Below are 14,085 nucleotides of genomic sequence, written 5' to 3' on the forward strand. Positions count from 1 at the left end.
TACAGACCGGGCCATTTTTCTGCTCCGTTGAACCTACTGGCCGGGCGAAGAAACATGAGGGGACTTTTCTTTGCCGCTTGCAGCGCAACCCGGGCGGGTCTAGAACATTGAGCGAACATCATGGCCCAGCTCGATCGATCCCAGAAACTCGAAATCCTCGCGGACGCCGCGAAATATGACGCGTCTTGCGCGTCATCGGGTTCGATCAAGCGCGGCAGCAGCAAGACCGGGGGCATCGGGTCAACGACTGGCATGGGCATCTGCCACAGCTACGCGCCGGACGGCCGGTGCATCTCGCTGTTGAAAATCCTGCTGACGAACTACTGCATGTTCGACTGTCATTATTGCATTAACCGCTCGTCCAGCGGGGTGCGCCGCGCGGCGTTTACGGTGGACGAGGTCGTCGATCTCACGCTCGATTTCTACAAGCGCAATTATATCGAAGGGCTTTTCCTTTCGTCCGGCATCATTCGCTCGCCCGATTACACGATGGAACTGCTGGTGCAGGTGGCCAAGAAGTTGCGCATCGAGCATAAGTTCGGCGGGTACATCCATCTGAAAACCATTCCGGAGGCTGACCCGGATTTGCTGGCCGACGCGGGGCTCTATGCCGATCGGCTGTCGATCAATATCGAACTGCCGAGCGATGCGGCAATCGAGGAGTTCGCACCGGAAAAGAGCGGGCCGCTCATCCGCAAAACCATGGCGGACCTTTCCGGCCGGATCACCGAAGCGAAGGTGGAACGGCGCAAAAGCCGCAAGGCACCGCTGTTCGCGCCGGGCGGGCACAGCACGCAAATGATCGTGGGCGCGGACGCTTCGGACGATGCCGCGATCCTTCAGACCAGTTCGAAGCTCTACACTGGCGTCGGCCTGAAGCGCGTCTATTATTCCGCATTCAGCCCGATCCCCGACGCGAGCAAGCGCCTGCCGCTCGCCGCACCACCTCTGATGCGCGAACACCGGCTTTATCAGGCAGACTGGATGTTACGCTTCTATGGCTTTTCAGTGAGCGAAATCTTGGGCGGCGCGCAGGGCGGCCATCTTGATTTGGAGGTCGATCCCAAGCTCGCCTGGGCGCTGATGAACCGCGATCAATTCCCCGTCGATCTGAACCGCGCCCCGCGCGAGATGCTGCTGCGGGTACCGGGCCTCGGCACCAAAGGCGTCGGCGCAATCCTGCGTGCGCGGCGGTTCGGGCGGCTACGTCTGGCCGATGTCGAACGGCTGTGCCGGTCCACGAAGAAGATGCGGGCCTGGATTATCGCGGCGGACTGGCATCCGGGCCGCTGGCTCGATGGCGCAAACTTGCGCAGCAAGATGGTCCGCCCCGCCCGGCAGATGGAATTGTTCGCGGCGTGAGGACGGCCCCGTCATGATCCGCATCGCCCTCGCCTCCCAAACCGATATCGCCGGATGGCGCGAGGCGGCGCGCAAACTGCTGCTCGCGGGCGTGATTCCCGCCCGTGTAGAGTTCAACATCGGCACCGAAACCCTGTTCGACGAGGGCGACCCCATCCCCCCGCCGGGCGACCGCAAGCCGGTGATTTCCAAAGAACTGCTCGGCGATATCCAGACCGCGCTGCTCCACAGCGATCCGGAGCGGTTTGCGCTCGCCTATCGCATCGTGTTCCGCGCGCAGACCCAGCCGAAAATCCATCAGAACCCGGCCGATCCGGACATGTACACGCTGCGCGCGCTCGCCAAATCGGTGCGCCGCGACATCCACAAGATGCACGCCTTCGTGCGCTTCCGCAAAGTGGGCGAGGAAAACGGGCGCGAAAGCTTCGTTTCCTGGTTCGAGCCGGAACATCACATCACCGAAGCAGTCGCGAAATTCTTCCAGAACCGCTTCACCGGGATGAACTGGCTGATCGTGACGCCGGAGGCCAGCATTGCCTGGGACGGCAAAAAGCTGGAGGTCGGCCCCGGCGGGCAGAAGTCCGATGTGCCGCAGGAGGATGCGGTGGAGAGCGAATGGAAGACCTATTACGCCTCCATTTTCAATCCGGCTCGGCTGAAGACGAAGGCGATGATGGCAGAAATGCCCGCAAAATATTGGAAAAACCTGCCCGAAGCCGCGTTGATCCCCGGCCTCACACGCGAGGCGGAAGCACGGATGAACGCCATGATCGACAATGCCTCGCCGGACGGCGAAAACGCCCCCGCCATTGCGGTGAAGGAGACGCAGGCGCCTGCTCATGCCAGCGGCGGATTCGACGGGCTGAAGCCGCTCTACGACGCGCTACGCGCGGCAAACGATTGGCCGCGCGAGGATTTTTCCGATCGGCTCGTGCCCGGCGAAGGGCCGAAGGATGCCCGGATGATGTTCGTCGGCGAACAGCCCGGCGATCAGGAGGATCAGGCCGGACGCCCCTTCGTCGGCCCCGCCGGCCAGCTGCTGGACCGCGCCTTCGCCGCCGCGCAGATCGACCGCGGCGAGGCTTATGTCACCAATGCAGTGAAGCGCTTCAAGTTCGTCCAGCGCGGCAAGCGGCGCATCCATTCCAAGCCCAGCAATGACGATATCGAATATTATCGCTGGTGGCTGGAGCAGGAGCGGCAGGTGGTGGAGCCGCAGGTGATCGTGGCGCTGGGTGCCACCGCAGTGCGCGCACTGACCGGCAAGACACTCACCATATCACGCAACCGCAGCCAGCTCATCGACTATATCGGATCTTCCAAGCTGCTGATCACCGTGCACCCCAGCTATCTTCTGCGCCTGCCGGACGGCGCGGGGCAGAAGGTGGAGTTTGAAAAACTGGTGCGCGACTTGTCCTTGGCAAAAAGCGCCCTGCCCGCATGAGCGAGCCGCCCAAAACGCCGGACGGGCGCTATATCGTAGTCGACGGAACCCTATGGCGCGCCACCCGCCCCGATCTGGAGCCGGAGCGCGAGAAGGCATTGGTCCGCACCCTCATGGACGCCCGCCGCGCCATCGGCCAAGCCGAGGACGGCACGGACGTCACCGCCCACCGCCGCCGCGTCGACGAGGCCAAGCGGGCTTTAGGCGAACGCGGCCCCGTCTGGTGGAACGACGGCGCGCCGGATTACAATCGTTACAAGGTGGAAAACACGCCCTATGCCGACTGGTGGGCAGAACGGGAGGGCTAAGCGGCGAACCGGCGCTTGAATAAGAAGTTTGTGTCGGGGACTAAGGTGAGTTTGCGACCGCCAGCTTTCCCGATCAAAAGACTGGAAGCTGACATTCCTCATTCCGGGACTATTTCTAGATCTTCGTCAAGACCGAGTTCGCCTAACGCGAAATTGCCTGCAGTTAATTTCTGACCTGGCTTCATCAGCAGACAGCGACCGTAATACGCTGCGGGGGCGCTGTTCTTTTCCTCAAACGTTACGGCGGTTGCAATTGCATGTCGGCAAGTTCCCGCATCGATGTTGGCGCGTGCTTCGGCGGAGTAGGTCGGAGCCTCAAAATCTTCGTAGACAAGGGGCAGCGGATTGCCGCTCCGCGAAGGGGTGAGATAGAGAGTGCGGAACGCATCGAGCCAACCCGTCAACGCCATCGTTCTATGCTCTTCTTCGGAAGAGCGATCTACGAACGCCCATTTGAGCCCTTTTGGCGCTGAGGTCTCAAACGCCGCGACCAGCGTCTCCAGCCATAGGCCGTTTCGGTTTCCGACGCCTTCGTCGCCCATCGTGAAATAGATACGGCGGTTCGAGGCATCCTGTTTGGCCAGCTTCGCAGCAGCCTCGTCCACGATCCGTCCGCCGTCCCACCAAACGCTGGGCGTCAATGCGATATAATCATCGAACAGTTCGGGAGTTGCCAGAAAAGTATCGATGACGAACAGACCGCCCAACGACACCGATGTCAGCGCTTTGCGCCCGGTCCGATAGCGTCCGGTCGCCCACGGGATGATGTCGGTTTCGAGATAGCGTCGAAATTGACTGGCCCCACCCGGCACCATACGATCGCCAAACACATCGCTCAGACGCTCCGGATCAATCCGAGTCCAATCCGGCGTAAGCTGGCTATAGCGATCCTTCGTTTTTACACCGATCAGGATGAAGGGCTCGAAGCTGGTCGAGAATTCGGCTTCGGCGGCAATACCGGAAAGTAGTTCAAAATCCTGGTCCGGCCCGCCGTCGACCGAGAATACCACCGGATAGCGCCGCTTCGGGTCATCCGCATATCCCCTCGGCAGTCGCACGGTAACGATTTGCTCGTCGCCATAGACGGTCGAGCTAATACGGTGGACCGATCCGATGACGATCGGAGTTCCATCGGGATCGGAAAGTACCGCATGATCGCTTTCCGGTTGCGCCATTGCGGGAGAACCAAAGGCCATCCCCGGAAGCAGCAGATACGAGAATAAAAACCTGTTGAACACTTTGCCTCCTCCCGGGAAATCGCACGCACTCTAGCCTTCGGAATCGTTCTCTCGCAACGACCGGGTTCAGGTGGAAGTGACAACCCATCTAATGTCAGCGAAGCAGTCTGAGGCTGCTTTCACAAATTTACTTGTTCCCTGACCGCCCACTCAGCCGAGCGCCTCTCGCGTTGCGCGTCCTGCCACGCCGTCCTCGGCCAAGCCTGCCGTGCGCTGGAAGGCGCGGACGGCGGCTTCGGTGCGGGGGCCGAAATGGCCGTCGGGGGTCAGGCCCAGCCGCGTCTGGAGATCGCGGACCGCGGCGCCTTCGCTTCCGCGGCGCAGGGGCCGCCGCTGGCCGCTGCATATGCCTGTGCCAGACGCGCGTCGTAGCGGTTTGCGGCATAAGCGGGACCGTTATAGCCGCGGGCGAAAGCGGCCCAATCGCGCCGGGCCAAAGCGTCCGCCAGGCCGCGCGCGGTCACGAACGCGCAGAAGGCCTGCAAATGCCGGTCCTCGCCCTCCATCATGGCAGCGACCATCGGCTCGACATCGGTGAACCCGGCGGCGGCGAAATTGTCGCCCATGATCTGGAACATGCCCCAGCTCGCCGATCGCAACGCCGCCTCCCGGTCGAGTGCGATCGCGCGGGCCAGCCGATCATATTGGCGCGATGCGGGCCCGTAGCCGCCCCATTGCCGCGCGCTGATGTCTGGATGATTGGCGGCGAACCGGCCGTTCGTCAGCCGGTGGAAATAATGGCGTTCGAACAGGATTTTCGGCCGCCCCTGCCGATCGAACCCGCCGCGGCTTTCCACCGCGATCACCGCGTGGATCGCCGCCTCTTCGCAATGCAGTGCCGCAGCCGCCCGCGCCACCGCGCCCAAGCTGAGTGGCTGCGCCTTTCCCCGGAAGTCCATGATCTTCTCCTCGAACCAAATAGGTTCGAAATACTAGAAAATCATTCCCTACATTGCATGCGGCAAATGCACGCGATCACTCGGAAGCGGTCTCGCTGTCATCGTCGATACCGGCATTTTCCAGCGTATCGACTTCATGCCCCAGCGTCTCGCGCGACCAGAGATCGGCCACCAGCGTGTAGATCACCACCGTAATCGGCGCGGCGAGGACGATGCCGATGGTGCCAAACAGCGTGCCCATGGCGCCCAGCGCGAAGATCAGCACCGCCGGCGGAATGGCCACCGCGTGCCGCTGCACGATCGGCGTGAGCACATTGCCCTCGATTTGCTGCGCGACGAGATAGACCAGCGCGGCCCAGATGATCTTGTGCGGATCGTCCGCGAAGGCGATCAGGATGCCCGGCACCGCGCCGATGAACGGCCCGATCAGCGGAATGAAGTTAGTGAGCGCGCTGATGAGGCCAAGAGCGCCTGCCGACGGGATATCGACGATCAGCATGCCGATATAGACCAGCGATCCCACCGCCGTCATCGTGATCAGCTGCGCGGCAAGATATCGCCGCAGCACTGCCCCGCTTTCGCGCAGCGCCTCCAACACGCGGCCCGAATGCTTTTTCGGGAACAGTTTCGAGGTACCACGCGCATAAAGGCCGGGGTCGAGTGCCAGATAGATGCCGCCGACGATCACCAGCACCAGATTGGTGATCACGCCGATCGCACCGAAGGCGACGGTAAGAGCCTGACCGACATAGCTCTGGATGTCGGGCGTGGAGGAAAGGATCGCCTTGCCGAAGGGCTGAGAGGCCAGCCACTGGCGCGCCATGTTGTAGGCGTCGGTCAGCCGCGAGCCCAGATTGTCGAACTGCGTACTGAGCGAGTGGCCGAACAGATAGCCGAAGCCGCTCAGCAGCGCGATGATGATGATCAGCGCAAGCAGAACGGAAAGGGTTTCCGGCACGCCGCGATGCTGCAAGGGATCGGAAAAGGCGCGGATTACCGCGGCCACAAGGATCGCCCCGGCAATTAGCATCAGCGTTGTCGTTACCTGCACCAGCAACATGGCAATGCCGACCAGCAGCAGTACAATCAGAGTGCTGCGGACGATATCGGCTTTGGTGAGATTGTTCATTGCCGGCCCCTCGATACGCCTGCCGCTATGGTGCCCCTGGCCGGAGTCGAACCGGCACTCCTTTCGGAACTCGATTTTGAGTCGAGCGCGTCTACCAATTCCACCACAGGGGCACGGGCGGCGACAGGTCCAGCGCTTTAGGGACCGCGCGGGCGAAGGGCAATGATTTGCTTGTTATCGCAGATCAAAAGCCGCCCTACCCCTTCAGCATCCCCTTGATCGCCCGGGCCGTGGCCTTGCCATAAGGCGGTTTGAAGCCGCCCATTCCGGCCACATCCAGCTTCGACTGGCGATAGACCGCGCGGGCGTGGCTGAAGGTGCGGAAGCCGTCGACCCCATGATAATTGCCCATGCCGGACGGGCCGATGCCGCCGAAAGGCAGATCCTCCATCGCGTTGTGGAACAGCACGTCGTTCACGGTGACGCCGCCGGACATGGTATGGCCAAGCACCTGCGCTTCCTCCGCCTCGTCGCTGCCGAAATAATAGAGGCCGAGCGGGCGATCGTGCGCGTTCACATAATCGATCGCCTCATCGATCCGGTGATAGGTCTTCACCGGAAGAATCGGCCCGAAAATCTCCTCCTGCATCACCGCCATATCGTCGGTGACGTTGCGCAGAAGAGTGAGCGGCATCTTGTTGCCGTTGGAATTGAAGAAATCCTCGCCCGCCGGGTTCACCTCGATCAGCTCCGCGCCCTTCTTACGCGCGTCATTGAGATAGCCTGCGAGCCGCTCCGCATTGCGGCCATTGATCACCGACGTGTAATCGTCATTAGCGAGCAGCTTGGGATATAGCGCAGCCACGCTTTCGGTCAGATCGTCGATGAAGCCGCTCTCCTGCTCCTGCGGCACCATGACGTAATCGGGCGCCAGGCAAATCTGCCCGGCGTTCATCATCTTGCCGAGCGCGATTCGCTCCGCCGCCTTTTTGCGGTCCGCCGAACGGCCGACGATGGTGGGCGATTTTCCGCCCAGCTCCAGCGTCACCGGCACCAGATTGTCCGCCGCCGCGCGCATGACATGGCGGCCCACCCCGGTCGCGCCGGTAAAGATCATGTGATCGAACGGCAGCGCGGTGAAAGCCTTGCCGACCTCCGGCCCGCCGGTGACCACGGCCAGCTCTTCCTCGTGGAAATATTTCTGGGCCAGCTCAGCCATCAGGCGGGAGGTGAGCGGGGTAAATTCGGACGGCTTCACCAGCGCCCGGTTGCCCGCGGACAGCACGCCCGCCAGCGGCACGAACACCATGCCGACGGGGAAATTCCAGGGCGCGACCACCCCGACCACGCCCTTGGGCATCATATCCACCCGCGCCTGCCCGCCAAGCAGGCCGAGCGGGAACATCGGGCTGCGCTTTTCACCGCGCGCCCAATGGCGGAAATGCTTCTTGGCATGCTTCAGCGCGTTCACCGACGGGCCGATATCGGTGAGCAGCGTCTGTTCCTTGCTGCGATGGCCGAAATCTTCCGATATCGTCTCGGCAAACCAGTCCGCATTTTCGGTCAGCAGGAAGATCGCGCGATTGAGCCGGTTCTCCCGCGCGTCTAGATCTTCGGGCATCGCAGCGGTGAAGGCGGCGCGCTGCCGCTCCAGCAGCGCGCGCATTTCGGCATCGCTGTGGCTCGGCGTCTGGGCGTCTTCCTCGGTCATCGGCATGGCTCTCTCCTGATGGGTTTCGCCAAAGCCTAACCCACGAAGCGCTCCCACGGAAACATTACCGGCATGTGCGCGCACTAAGGACCGAATTGCGCGCTCGGCCATTGCCATTATATCACCTTCGAAACCAACGCGAACGAGAGGCCTTTTCCTATGTCCAGCACCGATCCCGTCGTCATCCTGTCCTATGCCCGCACGCCGATGGGCGCGATGCAGGGCGCGCTGTCCGATGTCAGCGCGACCGAGCTGGGCGCGACCGCGGTGAAGGGCGCAGTGGAACGTGCCGGGATCGACGGCGGCGACGTGGACCGCATATATATGGGCTGCGTGCTGCCCGCAGGCCTCGGCCAGGCGCCCGCGCGTCAGGCCGGGATCAAGGCCGGCCTGCCCAAGAGCGTGCAGGCGACCACCGTCAACAAGGTCTGCGGCTCCGGCATGCAGACGGTGATCATGGGCGCCGAAGCGATCCAGGTCGGCTCGGTCGGCACCGTGATCGCGGGCGGCATGGAGAGCATGACGAACGCCCCCTATCTTCTGAAGAAGCATCGTTCGGGCGCGCGCATCGGCCATGACACCGCCTATGACCATATGTTCCTCGATGGTCTGGAAGACGCCTATGAGGAAGGCCGCGCGATGGGCACCTTCGCGCAGGAAATGGCGGACAAATATCAGCTGACCCGCGAATCGATGGACGAGTTCTCGATCGAATCGCTGCGCCGCGCCAACGCCGCCATTGAAAGCGGTGCGTTCGAGAAGGAGATCGTGCCGGTCACCTTCACCAATCGCGGCGGCGAGCAGACGGTGGACACCGATGAAGGCCCCAGCAAGGGCCGCCCGGACAAGATCCCCAGCCTGCGCCCCGCCTTCGCCAAGGACGGCACCATCACCGCGGCAACCAGCAGCTCGATCAGCGACGGCGCGGCGGCAATCGTCCTGTCCAGCGAAAGCAAAGCCAAGGAAAAGGGCCTGAAGCCGGTCGCCCGCATCGTCGCCCATGCCGCGCATGCGCAGGAGCCGGCCGAATTCACCATCGCCCCCGTGGGCGCCATTCAGAAGGTGCTGGATCAGGCCGGCTGGAGTGTCGACGATGTCGATCTTTGGGAAGTGAACGAAGCCTTTGCCTGCGTCACCATGTTCGCGATGCAGGACATCGGCATTTCCCATGACAAGATCAACGTAAACGGTGGCGGCACCGCGCTCGGCCATCCTATCGGCTGCTCGGGCACGCGCATCATCACCACGTTACTCGGCGCGCTCGAAACGCAGGGCAAGAAGCGCGGTATCGCCAGCCTGTGCATCGGCGGCGGCGAAGCCACGGCGGTGGCGGTCGAGCTGATCGACTAAGCCTTATCGGCTTTGGAAATGCGAAAGGGCGGCGGACCATCGGTCCCGCCGCCCTTTTTCTTGCGCCTCTCCAGAAGGATTATCGAGACGCGGACGACGCGGTCTTACTTCTCGTCCGGGATCAGTTCTTCCTCGCCCCAGATATCGCCTGCCTGGATCCAGCCGGTCTGCCCTGCCACATCGAACAGGCACCAGCCGTCCGCGCAATCGCTGATCCGGCCGACCACCCCCGGCTCGGCGCGCCAGGTGATACGGGAATTGGCCGCCGGGCTGCTGCGCATCGCGCGGATTGCCCCGGTGACGATGGCGGTGCGGTCCGCGCTCAGAAGGCGGCTGTGCATCCAGCCTTGGTCCCCATCCGGGTCCTCCACCTTGCGCCAGCCCTCCATCCGGTCGATCACTTTCACCGGCAGATATTTGCGCTTGTAGAGCCATTTGATCGGAAATTCGGTGGACGGCCCCGCCCGCATCCGCGCCTCGTCGACATCGATCGACGCCCAATAGGGCGTCTGCGGATCGCTTTGCGCGCGCAGCGGCTGCGCGGCGGGCACGAGCGAGGCGGCTAGCGCCACGGCGATGAAGGCGGATCGAAACTGCATGACGCGGACGGTAACTCCCTGACTGCCCAGCCTCATAGCGGCCCGCCCCGCCGCCCGGCAAGGCCGCGTCCGATCCTTGGCGCGCTTGCCTGATCCAGGCCGGGGCAGTAGCGAATGAAACATGACCGATCATCCGCGCATCGCCAGGCCCCGCGTCATCGTGACCGCCAAATTGCTGGACAGTGTCGAGGCCCGCATGGCCGAACTGTTCGACGTCAGCTTCAATGCAGACGATCACCAGATGAGCCGGGAAGAACTGGCCGCCGCCATGGCGGACTGCGACGTGCTCGTCCCCACCGTGACCGACCGGATCGATGCCGATCTGATTGCCGCGGCGCCGGAGCGGCTGAAGCTGATCGCCAATTTCGGCGCGGGCGTGGATCACATCGACCTGAAAGCCGCGCAGGACAAACGCATTGCCGTCACCAATACACCGGGCGTTTTCACCGAAGACACGGCGGACATGACGCTGGCGCTGATCTTGTCCGTCCCCCGGCGGCTGGCCGAGGGCGAGAAGCTGGTGCGTTCCGGGCAATGGAAGGGTTGGCGGCCAAGCGGCATGCTGGGCCACCGCGTGGGCGGCAAGACGCTGGGCATCATCGGCTTCGGCCGGATCGGCGAAGCGGTGGCACGGCGCGCGCGCGCATTCGATCTCAAGATCCTTTACAACAAGCGCCGCCGCCTGCCGCCGATGCTGGAAGAAGAGCTGGGCGTCACGTTCGAACCCGATCTGGACCGATTGGTCGCACGCAGCGACATCGTCTCGCTCCACGCGCCGCTGACCGAGGCGACCCGCGGGCTGATCAACGCGGACCGCATACGCGCAATGAAGCCGAACGCCTATCTCATCAACACCTCGCGGGGCGAGATGGTGGACGAAGGCGCGCTGATCGAGGCGCTGGAAGAGGGCCGCATCGGCGGCGCGGGGCTGGACGTCTACACCCACGAACCCGCGGTGGACGAGCGCTTGCTGGCGCTCGACAATGTCGTATTGCTCCCGCACCTTGGCAGCGCGACGTTTGAGGGGCGCGAGGCTTCGGGCGAACGCGTGATCGCAAATATCCGCATCTGGGCAGACGGCCACCGGCCTCCGGACCAGGTGTTGACCGGGCTGAGCTGAGAGCGCCCCCAAGCCTACCCGAATTCCGTAGCCCTGAGCCTGTCGGAGTCGCAGACGGCCCCTTGGGCCAACGGCGTTTCTCAGCTTAGCGCTGCCGCCGACAAACGTGCTTCGACACGCTCAGCACTTACGGGTTTTGGGCGAGGTGCAATGGACAGAGAATGAGCCCCTCGCCTGGCCTGCGAACGATTAACCAAATCGCAGCGCCTCGCACGCTAGACCGGCAGGCGAATATTCTCGTCCAAAGGCCGGTCCATGCGCGCTCTCAAGCTGATCCCCCTCGCCGCCGCCCTGCTGTCCGCGCCCGCCGCGGCGCAGGGGCCGGAGGTGCTGACCGATACCGGCAACACCGCCTGGGTGCTGTCCGCAACGCTGTTCGCGCTGACTACCATCATCCCTGGTTTCGCGCTGTTCTACGCGGGCCGCGTTGCGCCGCGGAACCGGCTTTCGATGCCGCTGCAGACGGGTGCGGTGCTGGCGGTGGTTTCGACCTTGTGGATCCTGATCGGCTATTCGATCGCCTTCTCGGCAAACGGCGGCAACTGGATAGGGTCTGCGGCTAATATCATGCTGGCGGACACGCTGGCCGTGCGCGATGGGCAGTCGATCGGCGAGATCGTGTTTGCGCTGTTCCAGATGCTGCCCGCCGTGCTGGCGCCGGTGATCCTGCTGGGCACGGTGGCGGAGCGTGCGCGCTTCGGTTGGGTGGTGCCGTTTGCGGGTCTCTGGTCGCTGATCGTCTACGCGCCGATCGCGCGCTGGGTGATGGGCGGCGGCTGGCTGCAGGACATGGGCGTGATCGATTATGCGGGCGGCCTCACCGTCCATCTGACCGCAGGCGTCGCGGGGCTGGTTACCGCGCTGATGATCGGGCGGCGCAAGCTGGCCGAGGAGCCGCGCGAAGGATCGTCGGCCCTGGTCGCGTTCGGCGGGCTCGGCCTCGTCTGGATCGGATGGCTGGGCCTTGTCGGCGGTTCCGATTTCGCCGCGACCGACCTCGGCGCGGGCAGCGCGATCATCAACACGCATCTTAGTGCATCGGTCGCCGCGCTCGTCTGGGCCGCGCTGGACCGGCGCGCTTTGGGCCGCGTCACTCCATCCGGCTTCGCCATGGGTGCCATCGCGGGCCTCGTCGCCGCAAGCCCTGCCGCCGGATCGATCGGCCCGCTGGGCGCGCTGATCCTGGGCCTTGCCGTCGCGCCCGCCAGCCGCTTCATGCTGGCGCTGGTGCGAAGCAAGCTGGGGATCGACGATGCGATGGGCGTGTTCGCCGCCCACGGCATCGGCGCAATTGTGGGCGTGATCCTCACCGCCGTCCTCTCCGCTTCCGCCTTCGACGGCGTGGGCTATGCCGAGGGTGCAGGGATCGGATCGCAGCTCGTCATCCAGCTGGTCGCCATCGGCGCGGTCACGATCTGGACCGCCTTCGCCACGCTGATCCTGGGCTATGCCGTCTCGGCCGCGCTGCCGATGCGCGTCAGCAGCGAGGAGGAGGCCCGCGGCCTCGACCCCGCCGCTGCGTGAACTCCGACTTCAATCCCCCGTCAGGATACGATCGACCAGTTCCTTCACCGTGGGCACGAAGCCGTTGGAATAGAAAGGATCGGTCTTGAAATTATAGGCCGCATGCCCTGCGAACATCAGGTTCTCGTGCGGATCGGCCCCGTGCGCGATGTTCTGCAGCGATTTCTGAATGCAGAAGGACCGCGGATCGGCGAGCCGCCCGGTCGAATAATTGTCGTGGTCCTTCCAGCTGGAAAAGGCGCAATGCGACAGGCAGCCCATGCAGTCGGCCTGATCCTTGCGGATCATCGCGCGCTCTTCGGGCGTCACGAAGACGAGCGTATTGTCCGGCGTCTTAAGTGCAGTGGTGAAGCCCTGGCCATCCCATTCGCGCGCGCGCAGCAGATCGCCCGCGGCGACCCAGAAGTTCTTGCCCTTCACGCCTACGTCGAGCTGATGGGTATGCTCGCCGGCCTTCTCCGTGCTGAACGGGATCTGCCGCTCCGAACGGCCCTGCAGCGATCGCAGGAACGGGTTCTTCACCGCGCTGGAATAGAAACCGGTGGGGCTGAACTTGTGGAGGAGCACGTCGCCCTCCTCGATCTTGGTCAGCTCGTCCTTCCAGATATCGGGGATCGGGCTTTCCTTCGTCAGCAGCGGGCGCGTGCCGTACTGGAAGGCGATCTTGCCCAGATCGTCATTGTCGATCCAGTCGTTCCAGTCGCGCAGGAACCAGACGCCGCCGGCCATCACGATCGGGATATCGTCCGAAATCCCTTCCTTGCGCATCATCTCGCGCAGCTGCTTCACGCGCGGGAACGGATCCTCGGGCTTGGTCGGGTCCTCGGCATTGGAGAGACCGTTATGGCCGCCCGCGAGCCAGGGGTCTTCATAGACCACCGCACCCAGAAGCTCCGGCACCTTGTGATAGGCGCGCTTCCACAGCGCGCGAAAGGCGCGGCCGGAACTGACGATGGGCAGATAATAGACGCCATATTGCTTGGCGATCTCGCTCAGCCGGTACGGCATCCCTGCGCCGCAAGTGACGCCCGCCACCTTGCCCTTGGTGCGTTCCAGCACGCCGTGGAGCACCGCTTCCGCGCCGCCCATTTCCCACAGGACGTTGATGTTGATCGCGCCCTTGCCGCCCGCAATCTCGTGCGCGCGCTCGACCTGCGCGACGGCGCCCTCGATCGCGTAATCGATCAGCTCCTGATGGCGATCGGTCCGAGTGCGGCCTTCATAGACCTGGGGGATGACATTGCCGTCCTCATCATAGCTATCGGCGTTCACCGCGGACACAGTGCCGATGCCGCCGGCCGCCGCCCAGGCGCCGGAGGAGGCATGGTTGGTGGCCGAGACGCCCTTGCCGCCTTCGATCAGCGGCCAGACTTCGCGCCCGGCATATTGAATGGGTTTCAGACCCTTGAACACTGTACTTAGCTCTCCCGTCGGCGGGCCCCATTGCCCGATCCCTCATCG

At 63.7% G+C, this 14,085-nt stretch carries 13 protein-coding genes and 1 tRNA gene; 6 read left to right on the top strand and 8 right to left on the bottom strand.

Annotated elements, in window-relative coordinates; genetic code table 11:
* The first annotated feature begins 120 nt into the window (after positions 1-120).
* From H7X45_RS06530 to H7X45_RS06540, 3 genes are read left to right on the top strand one after another with little or no spacing between them, the layout of a single operon-like run.
* Positions 121-1,362 carry a putative DNA modification/repair radical SAM protein gene (locus tag H7X45_RS06530; RefSeq protein WP_187336697.1) on the top strand — a complete coding sequence of 414 codons (1,242 nt, stop codon included), beginning with the start codon at positions 121-123 and terminating at the stop codon, positions 1,360-1,362.
* Between the two features lie 13 nt (positions 1,363-1,375).
* Positions 1,376-2,806, top strand: coding sequence for a UdgX family uracil-DNA binding protein (locus tag H7X45_RS06535; protein ID WP_187336698.1), 1,431 nt, complete (start codon positions 1,376-1,378; stop codon positions 2,804-2,806).
* Positions 2,803-3,114 (top strand): hypothetical protein, encoded by a 312-nt coding sequence (locus tag H7X45_RS06540; protein WP_187336699.1) that lies wholly within the window; start codon positions 2,803-2,805, stop codon positions 3,112-3,114. The genes H7X45_RS06535 and H7X45_RS06540 overlap by 4 nt, the downstream gene beginning before the upstream one ends.
* A 98-nt stretch (positions 3,115-3,212) precedes the next feature.
* Here the strand turns inward: H7X45_RS06540 and H7X45_RS06545 are convergent, their stop codons facing one another.
* The 6 genes from H7X45_RS06545 to H7X45_RS06570 form a co-directional block, all read right to left on the bottom strand.
* Positions 3,213-4,352, bottom strand: coding sequence for an alpha/beta hydrolase (locus H7X45_RS06545; RefSeq protein WP_187336700.1), 1,140 nt, complete (start codon positions 4,350-4,352; stop codon positions 3,213-3,215).
* A 150-nt stretch (positions 4,353-4,502) separates the two neighbouring features.
* Positions 4,503-4,700, bottom strand: coding sequence for a peptidoglycan-binding protein (locus H7X45_RS15300; RefSeq protein ID WP_187337017.1), 198 nt, complete (start codon positions 4,698-4,700; stop codon positions 4,503-4,505).
* On the bottom strand, positions 4,619-5,251 hold the full coding sequence (locus H7X45_RS06555; protein WP_187336701.1) for an N-acetylmuramidase family protein: 633 nt from the start codon (positions 5,249-5,251) through the stop codon (positions 4,619-4,621). Before H7X45_RS06555 ends, H7X45_RS15300 begins: the two co-directional genes overlap by 82 nt.
* Before the next feature lie 76 nt (positions 5,252-5,327).
* Positions 5,328-6,380 (bottom strand): AI-2E family transporter, encoded by a 1,053-nt coding sequence (locus tag H7X45_RS06560; protein ID WP_187336702.1) that lies wholly within the window; start codon positions 6,378-6,380, stop codon positions 5,328-5,330.
* Positions 6,381-6,408: 28 nt separating this feature from the next.
* Positions 6,409-6,493, bottom strand: a tRNA-Leu gene (locus tag H7X45_RS06565).
* Between the two features lie 83 nt (positions 6,494-6,576).
* Positions 6,577-8,031, bottom strand: a complete 1,455-nt coding sequence (locus H7X45_RS06570) for a coniferyl aldehyde dehydrogenase (RefSeq protein ID WP_187337018.1) — start codon at positions 8,029-8,031, stop codon at positions 6,577-6,579.
* A gap of 159 nt (positions 8,032-8,190) precedes the next feature.
* On the opposite strand from H7X45_RS06570, the gene H7X45_RS06575 reads away from it, so the two are divergent.
* Complete coding sequence (locus H7X45_RS06575; RefSeq protein WP_187336703.1) at positions 8,191-9,381, top strand: thiolase family protein; 1,191 nt, start codon at positions 8,191-8,193, stop codon at positions 9,379-9,381.
* A 104-nt stretch (positions 9,382-9,485) separates the two neighbouring features.
* Here H7X45_RS06575 and H7X45_RS06580 read toward each other — a convergent pair whose 3' ends face one another.
* Complete coding sequence (locus H7X45_RS06580) at positions 9,486-9,980, bottom strand: SH3 domain-containing protein (protein WP_187337019.1); 495 nt, start codon at positions 9,978-9,980, stop codon at positions 9,486-9,488.
* 121 nt (positions 9,981-10,101) lie between these two features.
* Here H7X45_RS06580 and H7X45_RS06585 point away from each other — a divergent pair, with 121 nt between their 5' ends.
* Both H7X45_RS06585 and H7X45_RS06590 read left to right on the top strand, forming a co-directional pair.
* Positions 10,102-11,100: a 2-hydroxyacid dehydrogenase gene (locus H7X45_RS06585; protein ID WP_187336704.1), complete on the top strand. Its 999-nt coding sequence runs from the start codon at positions 10,102-10,104 to the stop codon at positions 11,098-11,100.
* A gap of 255 nt (positions 11,101-11,355) precedes the next feature.
* Positions 11,356-12,624: an ammonium transporter gene (locus H7X45_RS06590; protein ID WP_187336705.1), complete on the top strand. Its 1,269-nt coding sequence runs from the start codon at positions 11,356-11,358 to the stop codon at positions 12,622-12,624.
* 9 nt (positions 12,625-12,633) lie between these two features.
* Here H7X45_RS06590 and H7X45_RS06595 read toward each other — a convergent pair whose 3' ends face one another.
* Entirely contained in the window at positions 12,634-14,037 is a 1,404-nt protein-coding gene (locus H7X45_RS06595; protein ID WP_187336706.1) for an NAD(P)H-dependent flavin oxidoreductase, read from the bottom strand.
* Between the last annotated feature and the right edge of the window lie 48 nt (positions 14,038-14,085).

Origin of the sequence: Novosphingopyxis iocasae, from assembly GCF_014334095.1 — a bacterium.
In the GTDB taxonomy this organism is placed as follows: Bacteria; Pseudomonadota; Alphaproteobacteria; order Sphingomonadales; family Sphingomonadaceae; genus Novosphingopyxis; species Novosphingopyxis iocasae.

What these genes read in the sequence shown, in the direction of transcription:
- H7X45_RS06530 (WP_187336697.1), top strand. Translation starts at nt 121, where the DNA reads ATGGCCCAGCTCGATCGATCCCAGAAACTCGAAATCCTCGCGGACGCC.
- H7X45_RS06535 (WP_187336698.1), top strand. Translation starts at nt 1,376, where the DNA reads ATGATCCGCATCGCCCTCGCCTCCCAAACCGATATCGCCGGATGGCGC.
- H7X45_RS06540 (WP_187336699.1), top strand. Translation starts at nt 2,803, where the DNA reads ATGAGCGAGCCGCCCAAAACGCCGGACGGGCGCTATATCGTAGTCGAC.
- H7X45_RS06555 (WP_187336701.1), bottom strand. Translation starts at nt 5,251, where the DNA reads ATGGACTTCCGGGGAAAGGCGCAGCCACTCAGCTTGGGCGCGGTGGCG.
- H7X45_RS06560 (WP_187336702.1), bottom strand. Translation starts at nt 6,380, where the DNA reads ATGAACAATCTCACCAAAGCCGATATCGTCCGCAGCACTCTGATTGTA.
- H7X45_RS06570 (WP_187337018.1), bottom strand. Translation starts at nt 8,031, where the DNA reads ATGACCGAGGAAGACGCCCAGACGCCGAGCCACAGCGATGCCGAAATG.
- H7X45_RS06575 (WP_187336703.1), top strand. Translation starts at nt 8,191, where the DNA reads ATGTCCAGCACCGATCCCGTCGTCATCCTGTCCTATGCCCGCACGCCG.
- H7X45_RS06580 (WP_187337019.1), bottom strand. Translation starts at nt 9,980, where the DNA reads ATGCAGTTTCGATCCGCCTTCATCGCCGTGGCGCTAGCCGCCTCGCTC.
- H7X45_RS06585 (WP_187336704.1), top strand. Translation starts at nt 10,102, where the DNA reads ATGACCGATCATCCGCGCATCGCCAGGCCCCGCGTCATCGTGACCGCC.
- H7X45_RS06590 (WP_187336705.1), top strand. Translation starts at nt 11,356, where the DNA reads ATGCGCGCTCTCAAGCTGATCCCCCTCGCCGCCGCCCTGCTGTCCGCG.